Source organism: Azospirillum sp. A23, assembly GCF_042938965.1.
GTDB classification, from domain to species: domain Bacteria; phylum Pseudomonadota; class Alphaproteobacteria; order Azospirillales; family Azospirillaceae; genus Azospirillum; species Azospirillum melinis.
Map to the genome: position 1 here is coordinate 1,661,225 of NZ_CP170667.1, position 20,856 is coordinate 1,682,080.

The 20,856-nt window shown below is 69.1% G+C and carries 15 protein-coding genes; 6 read left to right on the forward strand and 9 right to left on the reverse strand.

The annotated features are described in order from the left end of the window. Positions 1–28 precede the first annotated feature (28 nt). Positions 29–5,245, reverse strand: a complete 5,217-nt coding sequence (locus ABNQ40_RS25200; RefSeq protein WP_109047405.1) for an alpha-2-macroglobulin — start codon at positions 5,243–5,245, stop codon at positions 29–31. Between the two features lie 202 nt (positions 5,246–5,447). Between ABNQ40_RS25200 and ABNQ40_RS25205 the strand changes: the two genes are divergently transcribed. Both ABNQ40_RS25205 and ABNQ40_RS25210 read left to right on the forward strand, forming a co-directional pair. After that, the gene (locus ABNQ40_RS25205) at positions 5,448–5,858 is read left to right on the forward strand and encodes a hypothetical protein (protein ID WP_109047404.1); all 411 of its coding nucleotides are present in this window, start codon (positions 5,448–5,450) and stop codon (positions 5,856–5,858) included. Between the two features lie 51 nt (positions 5,859–5,909). Beyond that, positions 5,910–7,280, forward strand: coding sequence for a PepSY domain-containing protein (locus ABNQ40_RS25210; protein WP_109047403.1), 1,371 nt, complete (start codon positions 5,910–5,912; stop codon positions 7,278–7,280). A gap of 10 nt (positions 7,281–7,290) precedes the next feature. On the opposite strand, the gene ABNQ40_RS25215 is transcribed toward ABNQ40_RS25210, so the two are convergent. From ABNQ40_RS25215 to cutA, 3 genes are all read right to left on the reverse strand, one after another. Next, positions 7,291–8,196 (reverse strand): LysR family transcriptional regulator, encoded by a 906-nt coding sequence (locus ABNQ40_RS25215; protein WP_109047402.1) that lies wholly within the window; start codon positions 8,194–8,196, stop codon positions 7,291–7,293. Next, on the reverse strand, positions 8,193–9,431 hold the full coding sequence (glp, locus tag ABNQ40_RS25220) for a gephyrin-like molybdotransferase Glp (RefSeq protein WP_109047401.1): 1,239 nt from the start codon (positions 9,429–9,431) through the stop codon (positions 8,193–8,195). Before glp ends, ABNQ40_RS25215 begins: the two co-directional genes overlap by 4 nt. 157 nt (positions 9,432–9,588) lie before the next feature. Continuing rightward, entirely contained in the window at positions 9,589–9,933 is a 345-nt protein-coding gene (gene cutA, locus ABNQ40_RS25225; protein WP_109047400.1) for a divalent-cation tolerance protein CutA, read from the reverse strand. A gap of 130 nt (positions 9,934–10,063) precedes the next feature. Here cutA and ABNQ40_RS25230 point away from each other — a divergent pair, with 130 nt between their 5' ends. Further along, positions 10,064–10,381 carry a hypothetical protein gene (locus ABNQ40_RS25230; RefSeq protein WP_109047399.1) on the forward strand — a complete coding sequence of 106 codons (318 nt, stop codon included), beginning with the start codon at positions 10,064–10,066 and terminating at the stop codon, positions 10,379–10,381. Between the two features lie 18 nt (positions 10,382–10,399). On the opposite strand, the gene ABNQ40_RS25235 is transcribed toward ABNQ40_RS25230, so the two are convergent. Next, complete coding sequence (locus ABNQ40_RS25235) at positions 10,400–11,611, reverse strand: hybrid sensor histidine kinase/response regulator (protein WP_109047398.1); 1,212 nt, start codon at positions 11,609–11,611, stop codon at positions 10,400–10,402. Positions 11,612–11,925: 314 nt separating this feature from the next. Continuing rightward, positions 11,926–12,138 (reverse strand): DUF1127 domain-containing protein, encoded by a 213-nt coding sequence (locus tag ABNQ40_RS25240; RefSeq protein WP_109047397.1) that lies wholly within the window; start codon positions 12,136–12,138, stop codon positions 11,926–11,928. A gap of 356 nt (positions 12,139–12,494) precedes the next feature. Here ABNQ40_RS25240 and ABNQ40_RS25245 point away from each other — a divergent pair, with 356 nt between their 5' ends. Beyond that, positions 12,495–14,333, forward strand: coding sequence for a carboxylesterase family protein (locus tag ABNQ40_RS25245; protein WP_158285521.1), 1,839 nt, complete (start codon positions 12,495–12,497; stop codon positions 14,331–14,333). A 100-nt stretch (positions 14,334–14,433) separates the two neighbouring features. Here the strand turns inward: ABNQ40_RS25245 and glpX are convergent, their stop codons facing one another. From glpX to ABNQ40_RS25260, 3 genes are all read right to left on the reverse strand, one after another. Further along, on the reverse strand, positions 14,434–15,435 hold the full coding sequence (gene glpX, locus ABNQ40_RS25250; protein ID WP_174471837.1) for a class II fructose-bisphosphatase: 1,002 nt from the start codon (positions 15,433–15,435) through the stop codon (positions 14,434–14,436). A gap of 80 nt (positions 15,436–15,515) precedes the next feature. Beyond that, entirely contained in the window at positions 15,516–16,820 is a 1,305-nt protein-coding gene (locus tag ABNQ40_RS25255; protein ID WP_109047395.1) for a homoserine dehydrogenase, read from the reverse strand. Beyond that, positions 16,820–18,094, reverse strand: a complete 1,275-nt coding sequence (locus tag ABNQ40_RS25260) for an LL-diaminopimelate aminotransferase (RefSeq protein WP_109047394.1) — start codon at positions 18,092–18,094, stop codon at positions 16,820–16,822. Before ABNQ40_RS25260 ends, ABNQ40_RS25255 begins: the two co-directional genes overlap by 1 nt. 293 nt (positions 18,095–18,387) lie before the next feature. Here ABNQ40_RS25260 and ABNQ40_RS25265 point away from each other — a divergent pair, with 293 nt between their 5' ends. Further along, entirely contained in the window at positions 18,388–20,460 is a 2,073-nt protein-coding gene (locus ABNQ40_RS25265) for a methyl-accepting chemotaxis protein (protein WP_109047393.1), read from the forward strand. A 97-nt stretch (positions 20,461–20,557) separates the two neighbouring features. Further along, the gene (locus tag ABNQ40_RS25270; RefSeq protein WP_109047392.1) at positions 20,558–20,854 is read left to right on the forward strand and encodes a hypothetical protein; all 297 of its coding nucleotides are present in this window, start codon (positions 20,558–20,560) and stop codon (positions 20,852–20,854) included. Positions 20,855–20,856: the final 2 nt, after the last annotated feature.

Consider the following 20,856-nt stretch of genomic DNA (forward strand, 5'->3'; position numbering starts at 1 on the left):
CGTTACGCACCCACCCCCGCGCCAATCGTCACTCCGCCGGACGGACGGTGATCCGCCCGGTGGTCTGGCGGGCGAAGAAGCGCGGCTTGTACATGTCCTCCACCGTCGCACCCGGCAGCTCGTAGGTGCCGGGGGTGATGGCGCGGACGACGAAGGCCAGCTTGAACGTCTGCTGGTCCTCCGTCAGATCCACCGCGGCGACATAGCGGTCGTCGCGCGCCTCGGTCGTGCGGGTGTAGCTGAGGTCGCCCAGCCACGCCATCTCCTCCGGCGTGCCGCCGCCCAGCTTGGCGTTCTCGATCTCCCAGCCCGCCGGCAGCGCATGGGTCACCATGCCCTGGTGGAACAGCTTGGTGTTGGCCTCGCCCTCCAGCACGACGACGAACACGTCGTTCTGCTTGATGCTGTCGAGGTTCAGCACCTCGCCCTTGCGGGTGAAGAAGTTGCGCTTGATGCGCAGCCCCTCGCGCGCCGCCGGCTGCGGCGCCACCGGCACGCCGGACAGCGACACCGCCTGCCACACCGCCGCCTTGCCGGCGTTGGCGACCGGGATGCCGGCCTTCAGCTGGGCCAGCGTCGGGGTCAGGTCGACCCGCGCACCGTCCTTCTTCGCACCGCCCAGCGTCATCTCCGCCTTGGCCGGCGCGCCGCGCAGCAGCGCGTCGGCGGCCAGCACCGACCATGCCTTTTCCTGCGTGTTCGTGCGGTTGGCGGCGGTGGCCGACGCCGGCAGACGGTCGATCAGCGCCGGGATGCGGGTACCGGCCATGTTGACCTCGGTCATCAGCGCCACCAGCGCCGCGGAGTCGCGGACGGTGGAGCCGTAATCGACATGCCATTCCTCGCGCGCCAGATGGCCGACCGCGCTGTCGAAGGCGCTGGCAGCCCGTTCCTGGTCGCCCATGCGGGCGAGCGCCGCACCCAGCTGCCCCTTGGCGAGCGGCGTCGGCAGCTTCTCCAGCGCGGTGTCGTGCAGGTAGCGCGCCGGACCGGGCAGCGACACGCCGGCCAGCGCCAGCGTGTGCAGGGCATAGGCGCGCACCGCCAGTTCGTTCGGCTCCGACGCGCTGGCGATGGCGCGCTGGCGCAGCCAGTTCAGGGCATCGGTCAAGGGCTTGTCGGGAACCGCCTCGCCCTTCTGCTTGGCGCGGACGAGGAACTCGGCGGCATAGGCGGTCAGCCAGCCGTCGGCCTCGTCATTCGCCCCCCACAGGCCGAAGGCGCCGTCGAAGCGCTGCTTGTCCAGCGTGCGGGAGATCGCCTGCTGGACCCGCGCCTCCAGCCCGTCGTCGGGCTTGCGGTCCTTGCCCAGCGCCAGCTCCACGTCGCGCACCACCAGCAGCGGCAGCGCGCGGCTGACCGTCTGTTCCAGGCAGCCGAACGGGTAGCGGTCGAGCGCCCGCAGGATGCCGGCGACGTCGAAGGGCGGTGCCGTGGTGAAGCTGGCCGACCAGCTGGTGGTTCCCGGCAGGTAGGTGGCAAGCTCGGCCCCGTCGAAGCGCACACTCTCGCCCGGTGCGATCTGGCGGGTGACGAACTGGGTCTCCACCGACCGCGCCGGACGGACGGTGATGCCGTAGTCGTGGTTCAGCGCCAGATTCTCCGGCCCCTTCACCGCCACGGCGACATGGCCGATGCCGGCGGCGACGCCCTTCAGCGGCACCACCAGCGTCTTGCGCTCGCCCTTCGCCAGCGGAACCGACAGGGTGCCGCCCTCAACCGCCACCGCGTCCTGGGCAGTGACGGCGACCTCATAGGTGCCGGCCGCCGCCTCGACATTGTGCAGGGAGAGGGTGACGCGGCTGTCGTCGCCGGGGGCGAGGAAGCGCGGCAGGATGGCGTCGGCGACCAGCGGATCGCGCACCGTCACCGGACCGGCGGCGGAGCCGACGCGGCCACGGCTGTAGGCCACCGCCATCAGACGAAGCTCGCCGTTGAAGTCCGGCACGTCGAAGCCGATGCGGGCGGTCCCGTCGGCGCCGACCTTCACCGGCCCATGGAACAGCGAGACCACGGTGAAGGGCACCACCGGCAGCCCGGCGCCGCTCGAATCGCCGCCCTGGCGCATCGCGCCATAGGGACCGTCGAGCGGGTCGATCAGCCGGCCGTAATCGTCGCGGATGTCCAGCCCCAGCCGGCGCTTGCCGAAATAATGCTTCTCCGGCTGCGGGCTGGCGAAATCGGTCAGGCGCAGGATGCCCTCGTCCACCGCGGCCAGCGTGACATAGGTGTCCTCGATCTTCCCGCCATCGGCGGCGGCGACCTTCACCCCGACCTCAAGCCGGCTGCGCGGGCGCATCACCTGCGGGGCGTCGAGCGCGACCGTCATCGTGCGCACCGACGGATCGACGCCGACCCAGGCGACGCCCATGGCGCGCACCGGCTGACGCTCGCGGCCCTTGACCGGCGGGCGGTAGGCGGTGGCGGTGACATAGGCGCCCGGACCCCAGGCGGCATCGACCGGGATCTCCACCGTCGCGCCTTCGGCCGGGACCGAGATGGTGCGCACGTCGAAGATGCGGTCGGTCGCCACCGTCACCAGCAGTTCGCCGGCAAAGGGCGGCGCCACGCGGATGCGGGCGGTCTCGCCCGGCTTGTAGGACTGCTTGTCGGTGGAGACCTCCAGCTTGTCCGGGATGTCGGCGGTCTCGTCGCCGCTCGCCCAGCCGGAATAGAAGCGGTAGGAGCTGGCCACACCGGCCGCCTTGTCGGTCACCTCCAGCCGGTAGCGGCCGAAGTCGCGCTTGCCGAGCGCCACCAGCGCCGGCTTGTCGGCGGCGACGTCGACGCTGCCCGACGCCAGCGGGATGTCGCGTACCGTGGCATTGTAGCTGTAGCGGCCGTCACGGCGGAACCAGACGAAGGACACGCGTTCCTCGACCAGTTCCCACTTGATGCCGGGCTTGGCGACGGCGCTGCCGTCCGGCGCCACGGCGACCAGATCGAAGGCGGCCTCGCCCCCCTCGCCGACGCGCCCGTCGGAAAAGCGCGGGCGCAGGCCCAGCGCATGGGTCTTGGGCCGCACCGGCACGCTGACCGACTTGTGGACCGGGCGTCCGCCAGGCTCGGACAGGGTGACGCGGATGTCGGCGCGCAGCGGCTTGCTGGTGTCCGGCACCTCCGGCAGGGTCACGGCGACATGCGACACGCCCTGCTCGTCGGTGGTCGGGAATTCCAGCGGGTCGAGCCGCTCGGTCGGGTTGTCCTGCACGCGGCCGAAGCGATAGTCCTTGAAGGCCGGATAGGGCATCGGGTCGGTCTTCAGCGCCACCTCGGCGGTGCCGTCCAGCCCGGCAGCCGGCGGGCCATAGAGGAAGCGGCCCTGCGCCGTCACCTCGAAGGGCTGGCCCGGCACCAGGATCGGCGCGCTGGCCGTCACGTCGAGCGCCAGCTTGATCGGCACGAAATCCTCGACCTGGAAGGAGCCGCGGCCGATCGGCTCGCCCTTCGGGTCGCTGTAGACCTGCACCTCCCAGCCGCCGAGCGGCGCGGTGCGGGTCAGGGTCAGCGGCAGGAAGAAGCCGCCGGCCTCCTGGCCCTTCAGGGCGCCGCTGTAATATTCGGTGCCGCTGGGGCGCAGGACCTTCACCGTCAGCGGGAAATTGTCGACCGCCTCGGTCTTGTCGTCGCGCAGCAGGATCGACAGGTTAACCGTCTCGCCCTGGCGGTAGACGCCGCGGTCGGCATAGACGAAGGCGTCCATCGGTCCCGGTGCCGGACGCCCACCGACCCCGCGGTCGCTGAGGTCGAAGGCGGCACCGGTCAGGTCCTGCATGGCGAAATCGGTGCCGAGATAGGCCATCGCCATCTCGGGCGCGTTGCCGCCGGTCTTCAAGAGGCCGGGGGCGAAGCGGGCGCGGCCGAACTCGTCGGTCCTGGTGCGGGCCAGCTCGGTGTTGTTGCGGGCGACCAGGGCGACATCGACCCCCGGCAGCGGCTTGGCCGTACCGAAGGAGCGGGCGAAGACGGTCAGCCCGTCGGCGCCGCGGAAGCTGGTCAAGCCGATGTCGGACAGCAGCACCCACTGGGTCGCCAGCGCTTCCCAGCGGTCGGCATCCTCCACGTCATGCGGGCGGGCGGTCACGACATAGAGGCCGGCCTTGGGATCGTCGCCGACGGCCTGACGGAACGGGATCGCCGCAGTGGTGTCGCGGTTGCGCTCCCCCTTCACCTCCAGCGAGCCGGACCACACCAGCTCGCCGTTCTCCTGGGCCAGCCGGTCAGCGGAATAGCTGGTCAGCTCGTTGAAGATGTTGCCTTCATACTTGTTGGACACCAGGGCGCGGTCGGCGATGCGATAGACCGACACGTCGAGCCGGTCGGTGTTGACGCTGACCACCGGGATGCCGTCGGCGCCCTTGCGCGGCAGGATGTAGGCGGAGCCGCGGAAGGCGGCCATCGACGGCCGGTCGGGCACGCGCACGCGCTGGGTCTCGTCGGCCTTCAGGTTCACCCCGTCCTCGCCGGGAAGACCCTGGCGCAGGGTGACGGTGTAGCCGGAGCCATGGGTGACGCCGCGCAGGCACAGGCTGTTGTCGCGCGTCTCGATGGCGGTCTTGGTCGACGGCTCCACCCGGACATAGTCGTCGAAGCGCACGCCCTGCTTGCCGCTCAGCCGGTCGCTGAACTGGAAGCAGACGCGCGGGCTGCTGCCCTCCGCATTGACGGTGACGCCGGTCATCACCAGCCCGGCCTTGCGGCGGAGCGCCACGATGCGCTCCTCCAGCTTCGGCGCCTGGGTGTCGAGGGTCGCGGCCTCCATCTTCGGCGCGATCTCCTGGATCGACCTCAGCGCCTTGACCGCCTCGTCCGGCTTGCCGAAGGCCTCGTCCATCAGGGTGGCGACGCGCCAGAGGATGGCGACCCGCTCCTCGTCCTTCGGGTTGAACTGGCCAGCCATCACGGCGCTTTGCAGCGCGCGGTCCCTGTTGGGCGGGGTGGCGGCCTGCCAGGCGGCGCTCAGCTCCAGCCAGACCGACGGGGAGCCGCCGCCCTGGGTGATCGTCTTCTCGTAGGCCTGGATGGCGCCGGCGATGTCCTTGCGGTCGCGGGCGGCGCGCGCCTGCTTCAGCAAATCGGCGATCACCTGCGGCTTCGGCTGCGGCGGCGATTTCAGCAGCAGCCCGTTGGCGTAGGCGGAAGCATCGGAGAGGGCGCCGGGTGGCGTATAGTCGGCACGGACCGGACCGGCCGTCATCGCCATCACCACCAGAACCCAAAGCAGCGTCAACAGCCGTGCCATCATGTCGCCTTACAACCGGAAGCGGGATTGCCCGGTTATAGCGCCGATAACCGGGCCCTGGCGATATGGCGAACCGCCGATGTACCGTTCGGCTGTATGGTTACCACCACGCTTGTCGAAGGCGGCGCTTCCACCGGCACTTGTCCGCTTCCCGCGGATCGGATAACGATCCAACGCTTTCGGGCTCTCTGGCGAACGGAAACCGATGCTGGCTTATTGCCGCAGGCTGCAGGAACGGTGGGGGCTGGCGCTTGCACTCGCGCTGAGCCTCAGCCTGTTCGTTCGCCTTGCCGCACCCTATGCCGGGGCCGCCGACCGCGATGGCTATGTCGCGATCTGCACCGGCAGCGAACTGGTCTATCTGCCGGCGGACCATGACGGGCTGCCGCTGCCGGACGGCGGGCAGAGCGAGAAGCCGGACCTGCCGCCGCTCCACCTGCCCTGCAACTGGCTCGGACAGTTTCTCGTCCTGCTGCCGGCGTTGCAGATGCTGGTCCTGCCGGCGATGCCGCTGCTGCCGGCGGAGGTGCCGGAGCCCGAACAACCGCACCGCCCGAAGCCGCTCAAGCCCTTCCAGTCGCAAGCCCCGCCATCCGGCCGTCATCCGACGCACTGAGCCGCCCGCCTGCCGGGCGAACCCGCATCGCGACGACCGACTGGACCAATCATGACGCAAACTCTGCAAGGCGGAGCCATCGGCTCTGCCCTTTACCGTGCGCTGTGGCGCTGGCACTTCTTCGCCGGGCTGATCTGCGCCCCCATCGTCATCCTGCTCTGCGTGACCGGCGCCCTCTATCTGTTCAAGGACGAGATCAACGACGGGCTGCACCGCGACCTGCGCCTCGTCGCCTCCCAGGCGACCGAGCGGCTGGCTCCGTCCGCCCTGGTCGCCAGGGCGCTGGAGGCGCATCCCGGCGCGCTCAAGGGCTACGGCGCTCCCGCCGCACCCGACCGTCCCGCCGAAGTGAAGATCGTGGGATCCGACGGGCTGAAGGACGTCGTCTATGTCGATCCCTATGACGGCCGCGTGCTGGGCAGCCTGTGGGACGGCGGGTTCGCGGGATCGCCCACCATGTACGTCGTGCGCAAGCTGCACAGCCTGCAATATGCCGGCTGGTTCGCGGAGCGCATCGTCGAGGGGGTGGCCGGCTGGATGGTGCTGATGACCGCCTCCGGTCTCTATCTCTGGTGGCCGCGCGGTCGGGAGAGGGGCGGCCAGCGGGGCGGAGTCGTCACCGTGCGCGGAGGGCCGGGCAAGCGCGTGTTCTGGCGCGACCTGCATGCCGTCACCGGACTCTTCGTCAGTTTCTTCATCGTCTTCCTGGCGATGACCGGACTGCCCTGGTCGGGCTATTGGGGCAAGCAGTTCTACAGCGCGGCCTATGCGGTCGGCATGGGCATGCCGGACGGATATTGGGACAAGTACCCGGTCTCCACCGTCCCGCTGAAGGACACCATCGACCGTGCCCCCTGGATCGTGGAAAACCAGCCGGTGCCGCTGTCCACGGCGGCGGCCGGGGTTCCCGCCAAGCTGGACGACGTGGTGCGGACGGTGGAGGCGCTGGGCATGGCGCCGGGCTATGCAATCGCCTTCCCGGCCAAGCCGGACGGCGTCTTCACCGCCTCCGTCTATCCCGACGACGTCAGCCGGGAACGGGTGGTCCATCTCGACCAGTACAGCGGCACGGTGCTGTTCGACATGCAGTTGAAGGATTTGGGCCTGTTCGGGCGGCTGGCGGAATGGGGGGTCGGCATCCATATGGGCCAGGCCTTCGGGCTGGCGAACCAGCTGGTGCTGCTCGTCGCACTGGTGGCGATGGTGGGGCTGACGGTGTCGGGCGTCGTGATGTGGTGGAAGCGCCGCCCGGCGGGCAGCCTGGGCGCGCCGCGCCTGCCGGCGGGCCAGACCGTGCCGAAGGGGCTGATCCTGATCGCAGTTGCCGGTGGCCTGTTCTTCCCGATGGTCGGGCTTTCGATGCTCGCCTTCGCCGCCATCGAGCTGGCCGGTTACGGGACCCGCGCCCTGCGGATGGCGTAAGACACGCCCATCAGGTGGAAGCCGGCGCCTGTCCGGCGTCCAGCGCGCTGCGCACGAACGCCCGTTCGGCGATGCTGCGGTAGCGGTCGCGGTGCCGCAGCAGATGGAAGGGCCGGGCCGGCAGGTCCAGCCCGTCCAGCGCCACGATCCGCCCCGCCGCCAGATCCTCGGCGACGATCAGGTCGGACAGCACGCTCGCCCCGACGCCGGCCAGCAGGGCCGCCCGGATCACCCCACCGCCGGGCAAGGTCATCGCCACATCGAGCGTCTCGGGAGCCAGCCCCACCCCGCGCATCGCCGCCTCGAACAGCGCGCGGGTGCCGGAGCCGGGTTCGCGCTGAATCCAGCGTCCGGCCGCCATCTCCTCCCGCCCGACCCGGCCCAGCCCGGCCCAGGGATGGGCGGCGCCGACCACCAGCCGCAGCCGGTCGCCCTCGATGGGTTCGCTGACCAGCGCCGAATCGGTAACGGCTCCCTCGGCGATGCCGAGTTCGGCGCGGCCGTCGCGCACCGCCTCGGCCACCTGTTCGGTGTTGCCGATGGACAGATCAACCCGGATACCGGGATAGGCCTCGGCGAAGCGCAGCAGCCGCGGCGCCAGCCAATGGTTGCCGACCGTCTGGCTCGCCGCCAGCCGCAGCGCGCCGCGCGACAGGCCGGACAGTTCGGCCAGCATCGTGCCGGCCTCCTCGACCTTCGCCAGGATGGCGCGGGCCTGGGCGTGCAGCAGGTCGCCGGCGGCGGTCAGCTCGACCCGGCGGCCGATGCGGTCGAACAGGCGCAGGCCATGCTCCGCCTCCAGCGCGGCGATGGCGGCGCTGACCGCCGGCTGCGACAGGTGCAGAACCTCCGCCGCACGGGTGAAGTGCAGCATCTCCGCCACCGTGGCGAAGATGCGCAGCTGCTCCAGCGTCACGCGAACAGGCCGGTGAAGGGCAGGAAATCGACCAGATCACCGGGCCGCACCGCCGTGGCCTCCGCCGGCATGTCGACCAGCCCGTCGGCCTCGACCATCGAGGTCAGCACGCCGGAGCTGTCGCTGGGGAACTTCACGGCGACCGGGCGGCCGTCGGCGCCGCGCTCCAGCCGGGCGCGCAGGAACTCGCGGCGGCCGGGCTTCTTGGTGAAGGTGAAGTCGGCGACCACCAGGCTGCGCGGCGTGGCGATGCCGCTGGCGCCCGACAGGCGCAGGACCAGCGGGCGGCCGACCAGCAGGAAGGTCACCATCGCCGACACCGGATTGCCGGGCAGCCCCAGGAAGGGCGTGTCGCCGACCCGGCCGAGCGCCAGCGGCTTGCCCGGCTTGATCGCCAGCGTCCACAGGTCGATGGAGCCCAGCGCATTGACCGCCGCCTTGACATGGTCCTCCTCGCCGACCGACACGCCGCCGCTGGTGACGATCAGGTCGGCGGTGCCGGCGGCCTCGGCCAGCGCGGCGCGGGTGGCGTCCGGCCGGTCGGGCAGGATGCCGAGGTCGCGCACCTCAACCCCCAGCGCGTCGAGCTGTGCGGCCAGCGTGTAGCGGTTGGCGTCATAGATGGCGTGGTCCGGCTTCGGCGTCCCCGGCTCGCGCAGTTCGTCGCCGGTGGAGAACAGCACCACGGTCAGCCGCTTGCGCACCGTCAGGGCGGAGCGGCCGACCGCGGCGGCGAGCCCGACCTCCTGCGCGCGCAGGCGCTGGCCGGGTTGCAGAACCACGGCACCGGCGGTCATGTCCTCGCCCGCCAGCCGGATGTTGGAGCCGCGCTTCAGCGAGGCCGGGACCAGCACGGCGTCGCCGTCGGTCCGGCAATCCTCCTGCATCGCCACAGTGTCGATTCCGGCCGGGACCGGCGCGCCGGTGAAGATGCGCACCGCCTGTCCCGCCGCGACCGTGCCGCCGAACTTCGATCCCGCCGGAACCCGCCCGACGACGTCGAGCCGCCGGAAGCCCTCCCCCGCCTCGGCGGGAAAGGCCCAGCCGTCCATGGCCGAGACATCGGCCGGCGGCACATTGACCGGCGCCACCACCTCTTCCGCCAGAACGCGGCCGAGCGCGCGGCGCAGCGGCACCTCCTCCGTCCCGGTCACCGCACCATAGCCCTGCGCGACGCGGGCGACCGCCTCGTCCAGCGACAGGGGAATGGGGCCGTGTGCGGAGCAATCGTCCATGATCTCGATGTCCTTGATGAAGAGGCCGGGATGAAGAGGCCGGGGAGAGGTGGCCGCCCGAGCGGCGGCGAGGCCCGCGCCTTTCCTATCGCCAACTGCAACCCGTGCCTTTGATCGGCGTCAAGGCTCTGTTTGGATATTCCTGTATTGCGGCGCCTCAGGCCGTCTCCGCCCGCAGCCAGTCGAGATAGGCCGGGTTGCCGCCTCCGACCGCCAGTTCGACGACGCAGGGCGTGTCGTAGCTGTGCAACTCACGCACCCGCGCCGTCAGGCGGTCGAACAGCGAGGATCGGGTCTTGGCGATCAGCACCGCCTCGTCGGCCTGCTCCACCGCGCCGTTCCAGCGATAGATCGAGGTCATGCCGTCCAGCACGTTGGCGCAGGCGGCCAGCCGCTCCTCCACCAGGCTGCGGCCGATGCACAGGGCCTCCTCCTTCGAACCGGCGGTGACATAGGCGAAGACGAGGCCGTCCCCATCGGGATCGGGGCTGGTTTCCGGCATGGGGAAGGCTCCCTCCTTTTCGATGCACCTGCCTCGCGCTTTCGCGTAGGATGCCCGCACTTTGCCACAGCCCCCGCCGGGGCCGGCGATTTTCCTGTCCGTTCCCGTATCCGCAAGAGCAGCCCGTCCCATGGCAAAGCCCCGCCGTTCCTCGCCCCGCAGCACCCCGTCCGACGTTCAGGGGGCATGGTTGCGCCGCGGTCTGGACCAGCCGGGCGGCAAGCTGCCGCTGTTCGACGAGCGCGGGCAGCGCGTGAAGAAGCCGACGGTGGAAGCCTGCCTGAAGGCGGGATGGGCGGAGCGCTGGTTCGACAATCCGCTGAAGCCGGACTGGCTGGTCTGCCGCCTGACGGAGGCCGGCCGCACCGCGCTGGGCGGGCATGACCACGGCGACGCCGCCCCGGCCGACGAGGCGGAGGCCGATGCGCGGCAGGGTGCGCTGATTTAAGGGGCTGCTTGAGCGGAGCTACTGCGCGGCTTGCGCGATGCCGTTGGTGCGCTTGATCCGCAGCTGGCGGTCGACCTCGGCCTGGAGCTGGCGCGGGGTCACCGGCTTGTGCAGGATCGCCACGCCATGGGCCGAGGCGTCGGCCAGCGTGTCGGCGCCGGTCTCCCCGGTCAGGATCAGGGCTGGGACCTCGGCACCGTAGCGTGCGCGCACCCGGCGGATCACCTCGGTGCCGACCCGCCCCTCGCGCAGCCGGTAATCGGCGATGACGATGTCCGGCACCCGTCCCAGCGACTCCAGCCGGTCCATCGCCCGGTCGGCGCTGTCGGCGGCGACGACGCGGAAACCCCATTCGGTCAGCACCGTCTGCAAGCCCAGCAGCACCACCGCGTCGTCATCGACCACCACGGCAAGACGCGGGCGGTCGATGGAAGGCGGCCGCTCCGGCCCCCCTGCCCGGCCGGCGAGGAAACGGGCCGGCGCCAGCGGCACCAGGACGCGGAAGGCCGATCCCTGTCCATGCACCGACCGCACCTCGACCGGATGGTCGAGCAGCTGCGACAGCCGCCGCACGATGGCCAGCCCGAGCCCGAGCCCGCGCAGCCGGTCGCGCTCCGGATTGCCGACCTGATGGAATTCTTCGAAGATGCGGTCGAGATGTTCGGGCGGGATGCCGATGCCGGTGTCCTGCACCTCGATGGCGAGCCGGTCGCCGTCCGGCCCGGCATCGATGCGGCAGCGGATGCGGATCGCCCCGGCCTCGGTGTAGCGCAGCGCATTGTCGACCAGATTGCGCAGCAGCTGCATCAGCAGCCCGCGGTCGCTGCGCAGCACCGCCTCGCAGCTCTCCACCCGCCAGACCAGCCCCTTGGCGGTCGCCTGCTCGCCATAGGCGGCGTCGAGCGCGTCCGTCAGCTCGCCGACATCGAAGGTGTCGAGAACCGGCGTCACAACGCCCGCCTCCAGGCGCGACACCTCCAGCAGCCCGTCGAGCAGGCCCTTCATGGTGTCGAGCCCCTGGTCGAGCCGGGACAGCAGATCGCGGCCGCTGTGGTCGCCGACATGGCGGGCAAGGGCTGCGGACAGGAAGAACAAGGCCTGGAGCGGCTGGCGGAGGTCGTGGCTGGCGGCGGCGAGGAACTTCGACTTGGCGAGATTGGCGCGCTCGGCTTCCTCCCGGGCGGCATCGCGCTCCGCTTCCAGCGACTGAAGGCGATGAATGAGACTCATGCTTCGACCACGGCTCTCAACGGAGGATGATGGGGTTCCCGAAGGCGCCCCGTTTCCATTTTCAAACAGAACCGGGGGTAATGTTAAAATGCATTAACCATAATCATGCTGCAGCGCGCAACCCTTCCCAGGCATATGCGTCGCATGGGCAGGGTCCATGAAGAAAAGGTTAATGCAGGTTCATATGCGAAAGCCCCGGCATTTTCCGGGGCTTTCCGCATTCGGGACTCGATTGGCCGCCTCGCGCCAGACGCTGTGGGCAAACCTTTCGATATCCGGTCTTTCCGACAATCGAGACCGCGCCGGACGCCGCCTCAGACGCTGCGGCGGACGGCCATATGGATTTCGCCGCGCGTCAGTCCGATGTCGGACAGTTCGGCATCGGACATATGGTTTAGCTCACTTTCAGCACGGTAAAGTTCAATCCGTTCGTGGACCCAATGAACGACACGCTGGAAGAGGGTGTTTTCCTTTGTTCCGGCCGCAAACAATTCACCGGACGAAGACTGCATCGAAGAGTAGGCCATGTTGATCTCCTGCGCTTGGCGCTGATTACATGGTCCTATTTTGCCTTTCGCACCCGCGAAATCAACGGACAACCCTCTGCGGTCCTGCGGCGGCAGACCTGCACGGATTCGATGGGCTGGAAACGCCTGTGGAACGGACGCTTCGCCGCGCCGCGATCAGGCACTGCCAGCGGCGAACTGGGAGACTCTATTCCCGCAATACTCCCGACTGATGGAAGTTATCCGAAATTTCGGATATTATTTTGGTATTATTTCTACTTTAGAGGAATAATCCAATGTCGATCATCCGCAATAAGAAACCTTCGAGTGTATTTTTCGCCGGGATGCTTGCCCTTCCCCTCCTGGCCACATCGGTCGTGGGATCGGCCTGGGCGGCCTCGCCCAAGCCGGCAACGCCGAATCCCCAACCGCCGGCTGCCCCCGCCTGCACGACGTCCGACCCGACGACGGTCTGGACCGACAACACGAAATCGACCGCAGCCCTCTGCGGCAGCCAGGGGACGGGGGGCGTCACCTCCTATCTCGGCATTCCCTATGTGGCAAACCAGCCGGTGCCGCCGAACCGCTGGATGCCCAGCGCGCCGGCGAACTGGCCGCCCGCGCCTGCCATGCAGGCGGTGAACGTGCAGAATCAGTGCATCCAGAAGCTGCCGGCCTGGGACGCCCAGCCGCCGGCAACCGGTGAGGATTGCCTGTATCTGAATGTCTGGGCGCCTACGGCCTCGCTGAACAACCCGGCGGCCAAGCTGCCGGTGATGGTCTTCATCCACGGCGGCGCCTTCGTCCTCGGTTCGGGCGGCTCGCCGGTCTACAATGGGTCGGCGCTGGCGCAGAACGGCGTCATCGTGGTCACGCTGAACTACCGGCTGGGTGCGCTGGGCTTCATGGCGGCGCAGGTGCCGGCGACCGGCAAGAAGGATGCGCCGACCGTCGACATCAACGGCAATTTCGGCCTCGACGACCAGCGCAACGCCCTGCTCTGGGTGCAGTCCAACATCGCCCGCTTCGGCGGCGATCCGACGCAGGTCACGCTGTTCGGCGAAAGCGCCGGCGCAATGTCCACCGGGCTGCATCTCTTCGCCTCTCCGGCCAGCGCTCCGCTGTTCCGGGCGGCGATCATGGAAAGCAACCCCATCGGATCGCTGTATCGTACGCTGGCCGACACCCAGAGCCAGGGCACCAACTTCATCCGTTGGCTGTGCACCAAGACGCTCCATCTGCTGAGCTGTCCGGGCAACATGGAATGGTTGCAGAGCCTGTCACCCGACACCATCCAGAAGGCGCAGGCCGACTTCCTCAATCTGGGCATCGGCAACGGCGGCGGCCCCGTTCCGGCGGCCGGGGCGCTGGCGGACTCCCTGCCCTGGGCACCGACCATCGACGGCAAGGACGTCGTCGCCCAGCCGATTGCCGGTTTCGCCACCGGCATGCCGCAGAAGCCCTTCCTGTTCGGCGTCAATGCCGATGAAGGCGCCGTCTTCGCCGCGATGATCGCGGCCGGAATCCCCGGCCCCTATCTGCCGGCGGAATACAACAAAATCCTGGCCAAGGCGATCCCGGACACCACCGCGCGGACCGCAATCGCCGCCTACCAGAACAGTGCTGGCCAGAACCCCTACGTGGCGCCGGCCGCCAACCCGCCGACCTATTACGGCCTGGACAAGATCACCAACGGAACGGCGCAGACGACCGATCTGCTGATCGACGACTTCGCCTTCCACTGCGCGAATCTGTGGACGGCCGGACAGGCCTACGGCCAGATCGCCAATGCCAAGGGCACCTCGCCGATCTATGGCTACCTGTTCGGCCAGCAGCCGATCTTCGACCTCTACAAGACGGCGTCGGGCCAGCCGGTCGCGGCCTGCGCGCCGAGCAACGGCAATGTCTGCCATGCCAACGAGCTGCCCTATGTGTTCAGCACGCTGGGCATCCTGTTCGCCAACCCGCCCCAGGCGGACGCCGCGCTGGCCGGCACGATGACCTCGACCTGGGCAAGCTTCGCCAAGAACCCGGCGGCCCCGGCCGGACTGACCGCCTATACCCCCACCGGCGTTCTGAACGTCTTCAACAGCCGCACGTCATCGACGACGACGCCGGTCTCCGGCATGGACCAGGCCGGCAACTGCTCGGCCCTGTGGAACACGCTGGGCGTCTATCCGGCGGCGGCGCAGACGACCGCCAGCAGCAAGCCGTAACCGTCCTTTCGAAAGACGGCAAAGAGAAGGGCGCGCGGGAGAAGTTCCGCGCGCCCCTGTCCATGGCATCCGGCCCCGCGCGGGACCGGCGGCAAACCGCTTACTTCACGCTGACCTTGCGCGACAGGTTGTGGTGTGCCTCGATGTAGCGGACCGTACCCGACTTGGAGCGCATGATGACCGAGTGGGTGTAGGCACCGCCCGGAACGCGGCGGACCCCCTTCAGCATGGCGCCGTCGGTGACGCCGGTGGCGGCGAACATGACGTTGCCGCGCGCCAGCTCGTGCAGGCTGTACTTCTTGTCGAGGTCGGTGACGCCCCACTTGGCGGCGCGGGCCTTCTCGTCGTCGTTGCGGAACAGCAGACGGCCCTGGAACTGGCCGCCGATGCAGCGCAGCGCCGCCGCGGCCAGCACGCCTTCCGGCGCGCCGCCGGAGCCGACATACATGTCGACGCCGGTGCCGGCCTGGCTGGTGGCGATGACGCCCGACACGTCGCCGTCGTTGATCAGCATGATGCGGGCGCCGGCTTCACGGACGCGGGCGATCAGCTCGGCATGGCGCGGACGGTTCAGGATGCAGACCAGCAGCTCCTGCACCTCGGTGCCCTTGGCGGCGGCCAGCGCCTTCAGGTTGTTAGCCGGGGTCTCGTCCAGATCGACGACATTGTCCGGCAGGCCGGCGCCGACGGCGATCTTGTCCATGTAGACGTCGGGGGCGTTCAGGAAGCCGCCCTCCTCCGCCATGGCGATCACGGCCAGCGAGTTCGGGCCGCCGGTGGCGCAGATGGTGGTGCCTTCCAGCGGGTCGAGCGCGATGTCGACCTTCGGGCCGGAGCCGATGCCGGCGCCGACCTTCTCGCCGATGTAGAGCATCGGGGCCTCGTCGCGCTCACCCTCGCCGATCACGACGGTGCCGTCGATGTAGAGCGTGTTGAGCGCCTGGCGCATGGCATCGACGGCGGCCTGGTCGGCCAGCTTCTCGTCGCCGCGACCCATCAGCAGCGAGGCCGACAGGGCGGCGGCCTCGGTCACGCGGACGGCCTCCAGCGCGAGGTTGCGGTCCATGTGGGACAGGTCGACATGCGTAGACGGCGTAGACATCGTGTGCTCCCCCCGACTCTTCGGTCGTATCAGGCTGTGTATTGGTTATGGTGGGAAACGGTCCCGGTCAGAACTGCCGGTCAGAACTGCTCGATCCGGATCATCCGCGGCGGCTCCAGCACGCTGTCGCTGGCCGCGATGGTCGCAAGCGCGCGCTGCATGGCCGCCTCGTCGGTGTCATGGGTGGTCAGGACCACCGGAACGCCTTCGCCCGGCGAGCGGCCGCGTTGCAGGAACTGCTCCATGGAGACGTTCTGGTCGCGCATCGCCGCTGCGATATCCGCTATCACACCGGGGCGGTCCACGACCATCAGGCGGACGTAGTACGACCCGCGGCGCGCTTCCATCGGCGAGGGGGTTGCGGCACCCAGCCGATCGGCCGGAACGCCGAAGGTGGGCGTAGACCGCCCGCGCGCGATGTCGATCAGGTCGGCGACCACCGCCGACGCGGTCGGGCCGGCACCGGCGCCGCGGCCGACGAACAGCACCCGGTCGGCAAAGTCGGCCTGCGCCACCACGGCGTTGAACACACCGTCCACCGACGCGATGGGGGCGGCCACCGGCACCATGCAGGGATGGACGCGCTGCTCGACGCCGGCCCCGGTGCGCCGCGCGATGCCCAGCAGCTTGATGCGGAAGCCCAGCTGGTCGGCATAGTCGAAATCGACCGCCGAAACCTGCCGGATGCCCTCGACATAGACCGAGGAGAAATCGACCGGGGTGCCGAAGGCGACCGACGCCAGGATCGCCAGCTTGTGCGCGGCATCGATGCCGTCGATGTCGAAGCTGGGATCGGCCTCGGCATATCCCAGAGCCTGGGCATCGGCCAGCACATCGGCGAAGTCGCGGCCGGTGGTCCGCATCTCCGTCAGGATGTAGTTGCAGGTGCCGTTCAGGATGCCGTGGATTTCCGACACGGCATTGCCGGCCAGACCCTCGCGCAGACCCTTGATGATCGGGATGCCGCCGGCCACCGCCGCCTCGAAGGCGACGGTCAGGCCGCGCGATTCGGCCTTCTGCGCGATCTCGGTGCCGTGGACGGCCAGGAGCGCCTTGTTGGCGGTGACCACATGCTTGCCGGTCTCCAGCGCCGTGGCGACGGTGTCGCGCGCCGGGCCTTCCGACCCGCCGATCAGCTCCACCACCAGATCGGCGACGGATTGGGCGGCCATCGCGACGGGATCGTCGAACCACTGGACGCGCGACAGATCGACGCCGCGGTCCTTGCCCTTCGAGCGCGCGCTGACCGCGACCACCTCGATCCGGCGGCCGCAGCGCTGTTCGATCAGCGAGCCTTGCGTTTCCAGCAGCTTCAGGACGCCGGCACCGACCGTACCAAGGCCGGCGACGGCGATTTTCAGGGGGGCTTGCTGGGCGTTCGGCATCAGGCTTTCGCTTTCTCGGATTCCAGAAGGGCGGCGCGGGCCACCGGGTCCTCGCTCGCCGCAACGCCGCCGGCGTTGGAGCGGAAGAACTCCTTGATGTTGCGGGTCGCCTGGCGGATGCGGTGGACGTTCTCCACCATCGCCAGACGGACATGGCCGTCGCCGTATTCGCCGAAGCCGATGCCGGGCGCCACCGCGACCTCCGCCTGCTGGAGCAGCAGCTTGGAGAATTCCAGCGAGCCCAGATGGGCGAACTGCGGCGGGATCGGCGCCCAGGCGAACATCGACGCCTTCGGGCTGGGGACCTCCCAGCCGGCGGCGGCCAGACCCTCGATCATCACGTCGCGGCGCTGCTTGTACATGTCGCGCACCTGCTGCACGCAGTCCTGCGGACCGTTCAGTGCGGCGGCGGCGGCGACCTGGATCGGCGTGAAGGCGCCGTAGTCGAGGTACGACTTGATGCGGGCCAGCGCGGTGATCAGCGTCTTGTTGCCGGTGGCGAAGCCGATGCGCCAGCCGGCCATCGAATAGGTCTTCGACATCGAGGTGAATTCGACGGCGATCTCGCGCGCTTCCGGGATTTCCAGGATCGAGGGCGGCGGGTCGTTGTCGAAGAAGATCTCGGCATAGGCCAGATCGGACAGGATGTAGATGCCGTGCTTGCGGCTGAACTCGACGATCGGGCGGTAGAAGTCCAGCCCGACCACCTCGGCCGTCGGGTTCGACGGGTAGTTCAGCACCAGCGCCAGCGGCTTCGGCACGCTGTGGCGCACCGCGCGCTCCAGCATGATCATGAAGCTGTCGATGTCGGTCGACGCCCCGTTCTCCATGCCCACCGGCAGGTGGCGCACCGAGGCGCCGGCCAGGATGAAGCCGAACGGATGGATCGGGTACGAGGGATTCGGCACCAGGATGATGTCGCCGGGGCTGGTGATCGCCTGGGCGAGGTTCGCCAGACCTTCCTTCGAGCCGATGGTGACGATGCACTCGGTCTCGGGATCGACGTCGACGTTGAAGCGACGCTTGTAATAGGCGGCATGGGCCTTGCGCAGGCCGGGGATGCCGCGGGAGTTCGAGTAGCGGTGCGTCTTCGGATCGCGCACGGCCTCGACCAGCTTGTCGACGATGTGCTGGGGGGTCGCCTGGTCGGGGTTGCCCATGCCGAGGTCGATGATGTCGGCGCCGTTGGCCCTAGCTCGCGCCTTCATCGCGTTCACTTCGGCGAAGACGTAGGGCGGCAGGCGCTTGATGCGATGGAATTCGGTGTTGGACATGGACGCTCCGGAAGACCGCTCCGGTCACGCCACGAACCCAAGAGACCTGCGGACCGGGACTGACGTTCTACCGCCCTGACGCGACGGAAGCGAGGCAAATTTCGCGCCCCCACCGTCGGATACGGCGCTTTGGCCGCGCCGGCCCCATGAGCGTCGGTTGATGGAGTGACTTAACAATCTCCCTACCAACGTCGTGGTTAAACCTAACTGTGCTTTAACCCATTAGCTTTCATACCTTCGGCTTGGAACTTTCGTCGCCATGCCGCAACGGTCAAGGATGTTGGAGTCGTAAGATGGTTTCGCTTTTGAAGGTCGCGGATCGGCTGCTCGGCGACATGCGTTTCGCGCGCAAGATGGCGCTGGCCCTGTCGGTCCCGATGGCAGGCGTGGTCGTGCTGTCGTCGCTGCTGGTGTGGGAACAGGTCGAAGCGAGCCGCCGGGCGTCCGATCTCGCCTCCGTCACCCGCCTGTCGGTCGGCATGACCAGCCTCGTGCACGAGCTTCAGAAGGAACGCGGTTCCTCCTCCATCTTCCTCGGCGGCAAGCTCGCCGAAGACCGCAAGCGCCTGGAGACGGTGCGGACCGCTGCCGACGCCCGGATGGCCGACCTGAACCGGCAATTCGCCGAGGCCCGGATCGGCGATTCCCAGGTGGCTGCCGCGATTGGCGGCGCCCGCGACGCACTGTCGCAGCTGTCCGGCCTGCGCACCGGCGTCGACGGCATGGCGCAATCCTCGATGGAGGTGGTGGCGAGCTACACCGCCCTGATCCGCAGGCTGCTCGACGCCGCCGGGCAGTCCCGTTCGCTGTCCGACGACAGCGACCAGCTGCGCGCCGCCGACGCCATGGTTTCCCTGTCGGAAGCGAAGGAGCGGCTGGGCCAGCAGCGGGCGGTCGGCGGCGGCGCCTTCCGCAAGGACCGTTTCCCCACCGACGCGCATGAACGCTTCATCGAGCTGTCGGGCGAATACAAGGCGCTGATGGGTGGGCTGAAGAACAAGCTGACGGACGAGCAGGCCCGCTATTTCGACCGGACCGTTGCCGGACCGGCCATCGCGGAGGTGGAGCGGATGCGGCGGATCGGCATCGCATCGGCCTATGGGGCCGAGGGCGAGCGGGTCGATGCCGGCAAGTGGTTCGACACCATCACCACCGCCATCGACATGCTGCGCAGCGTCGAGACCCGCGTGGCCGACGACCTGATCGGGCTCGCCAACCGCGACGCGCAGGAGTCGATGACCCGGCTGGTCGGCATGGCCGCCGGTCTGGCGATCCTGTTGATCGCCATGACGCTGATCGCCGTCCTGGTCGCCCGCAACATCACCCGGCCCATCGCCCGCCTGAACGGCGACATGGCGCGGCTGGAAGCGGGCGAGCGCGAACTGACCATCCACGGCGCCGAACGCGCCGACGAGCTGGGCGCCATGGCGCGCAGTCTCGACCAGTTCCGTCTCAGCCTCGCCGAAGCCGACCGGCTCGCCGCGGAGCAACGGCAACACCAGGAAGACCGGCTGCGCGAGGCCGAGCGGCTGGAGCGGCTGGTCGACGCGTTCGACCGCCACATCGAAGAGGTCGCCGAACAGCTGGCGGGTGCCGCCACCGGCCTGCGTGGCAATGCCCAGCAGATGAGCCACATCGCCTCGGAGACCGAGGTCCATGTCCTCTCCGTCGCCCGCGCGTCCGAAGGGGCATCCGACAATGTCCAGGCCGTCGCCGCCGCGGCGGAGCAGTTGACCGCCTCCATCGCCGAGATCGGACGCCAGATGGCGGGCTCGACCGAGATGGCGGAGCGGGCAGTCGGCGACGTCCGGCGCACCGCCGACGTCATCGCCGATCTCAGCGGCGCCGCCCAGCAGGTGGGCGAGATCGTGCGGATGATCACCGACATCGCCAGCCAGACCAACCTTCTGGCCCTCAACGCCACCATCGAGGCCGCCCGCGCGGGCGAGGCCGGCAAGGGCTTCGCGGTGGTGGCGCAGGAGGTGAAGAGCCTGGCCAACCAGACCGCCAAGGCGACCGAGGACATCACCGCCAAGGTGGCCGAAATCCAGGCGGCGACCGGCCACACCGTCAGCGCCATCGACGACATCGGCAGCATCGTCACCCACATCGAGGAAAACATCTCCGCGGTCGCCGCCGCGGTGGAGGAGCAGAACGCCGCCACCGCGGAGATCGGCCGCAACGTCCGTCAGGCCGCCGACGGCACCGATCAGGTGTCGCACAACGCCTCCCTCGTCGGCACCGAGGCCGGCCGCGCCGGCGCCATGGCGAAGGAGGTGCTGTCGATGGCCGATGCGCTGAAGCGGAACGCGGACGGGCTGCGCAGCGACGTCGCCGACTTCATCGGGAAGATCCGGGCAGCGTGAGGGGGTTGGGAAGGCGGCATGGCGGTCGCCGCTTTCCACCCAAGAGGGAGGCATGTATCCTGGCAGCAGTCCGTTTTCTCTCCTGGAGAGTCCCGCGATGCCCGTTTCGCCGACCCCGCCGGCACGCCCCTCCAAAGTGACGGCCACAATTCCGGCGGAGGAACTGCCGCGAGCGATCACGGCCGCCCTCCCCGTCCGCCCGCCGGCCGGAACCCGCTTCCGGGTGACCATCGAACCGGTCGATGAGAGTGAAGAGGAACGCTGGCAGTCGTTGAAGGACGATGTCGCTGTCGGACTGGAAGATGCGGATGCAGGGCGGACGACGGACGGCGAGATACTGTTCGAACGTCTGATCGCCAAATATGCCAAGGCGGGAGAACCCGGACAGGGTTGATC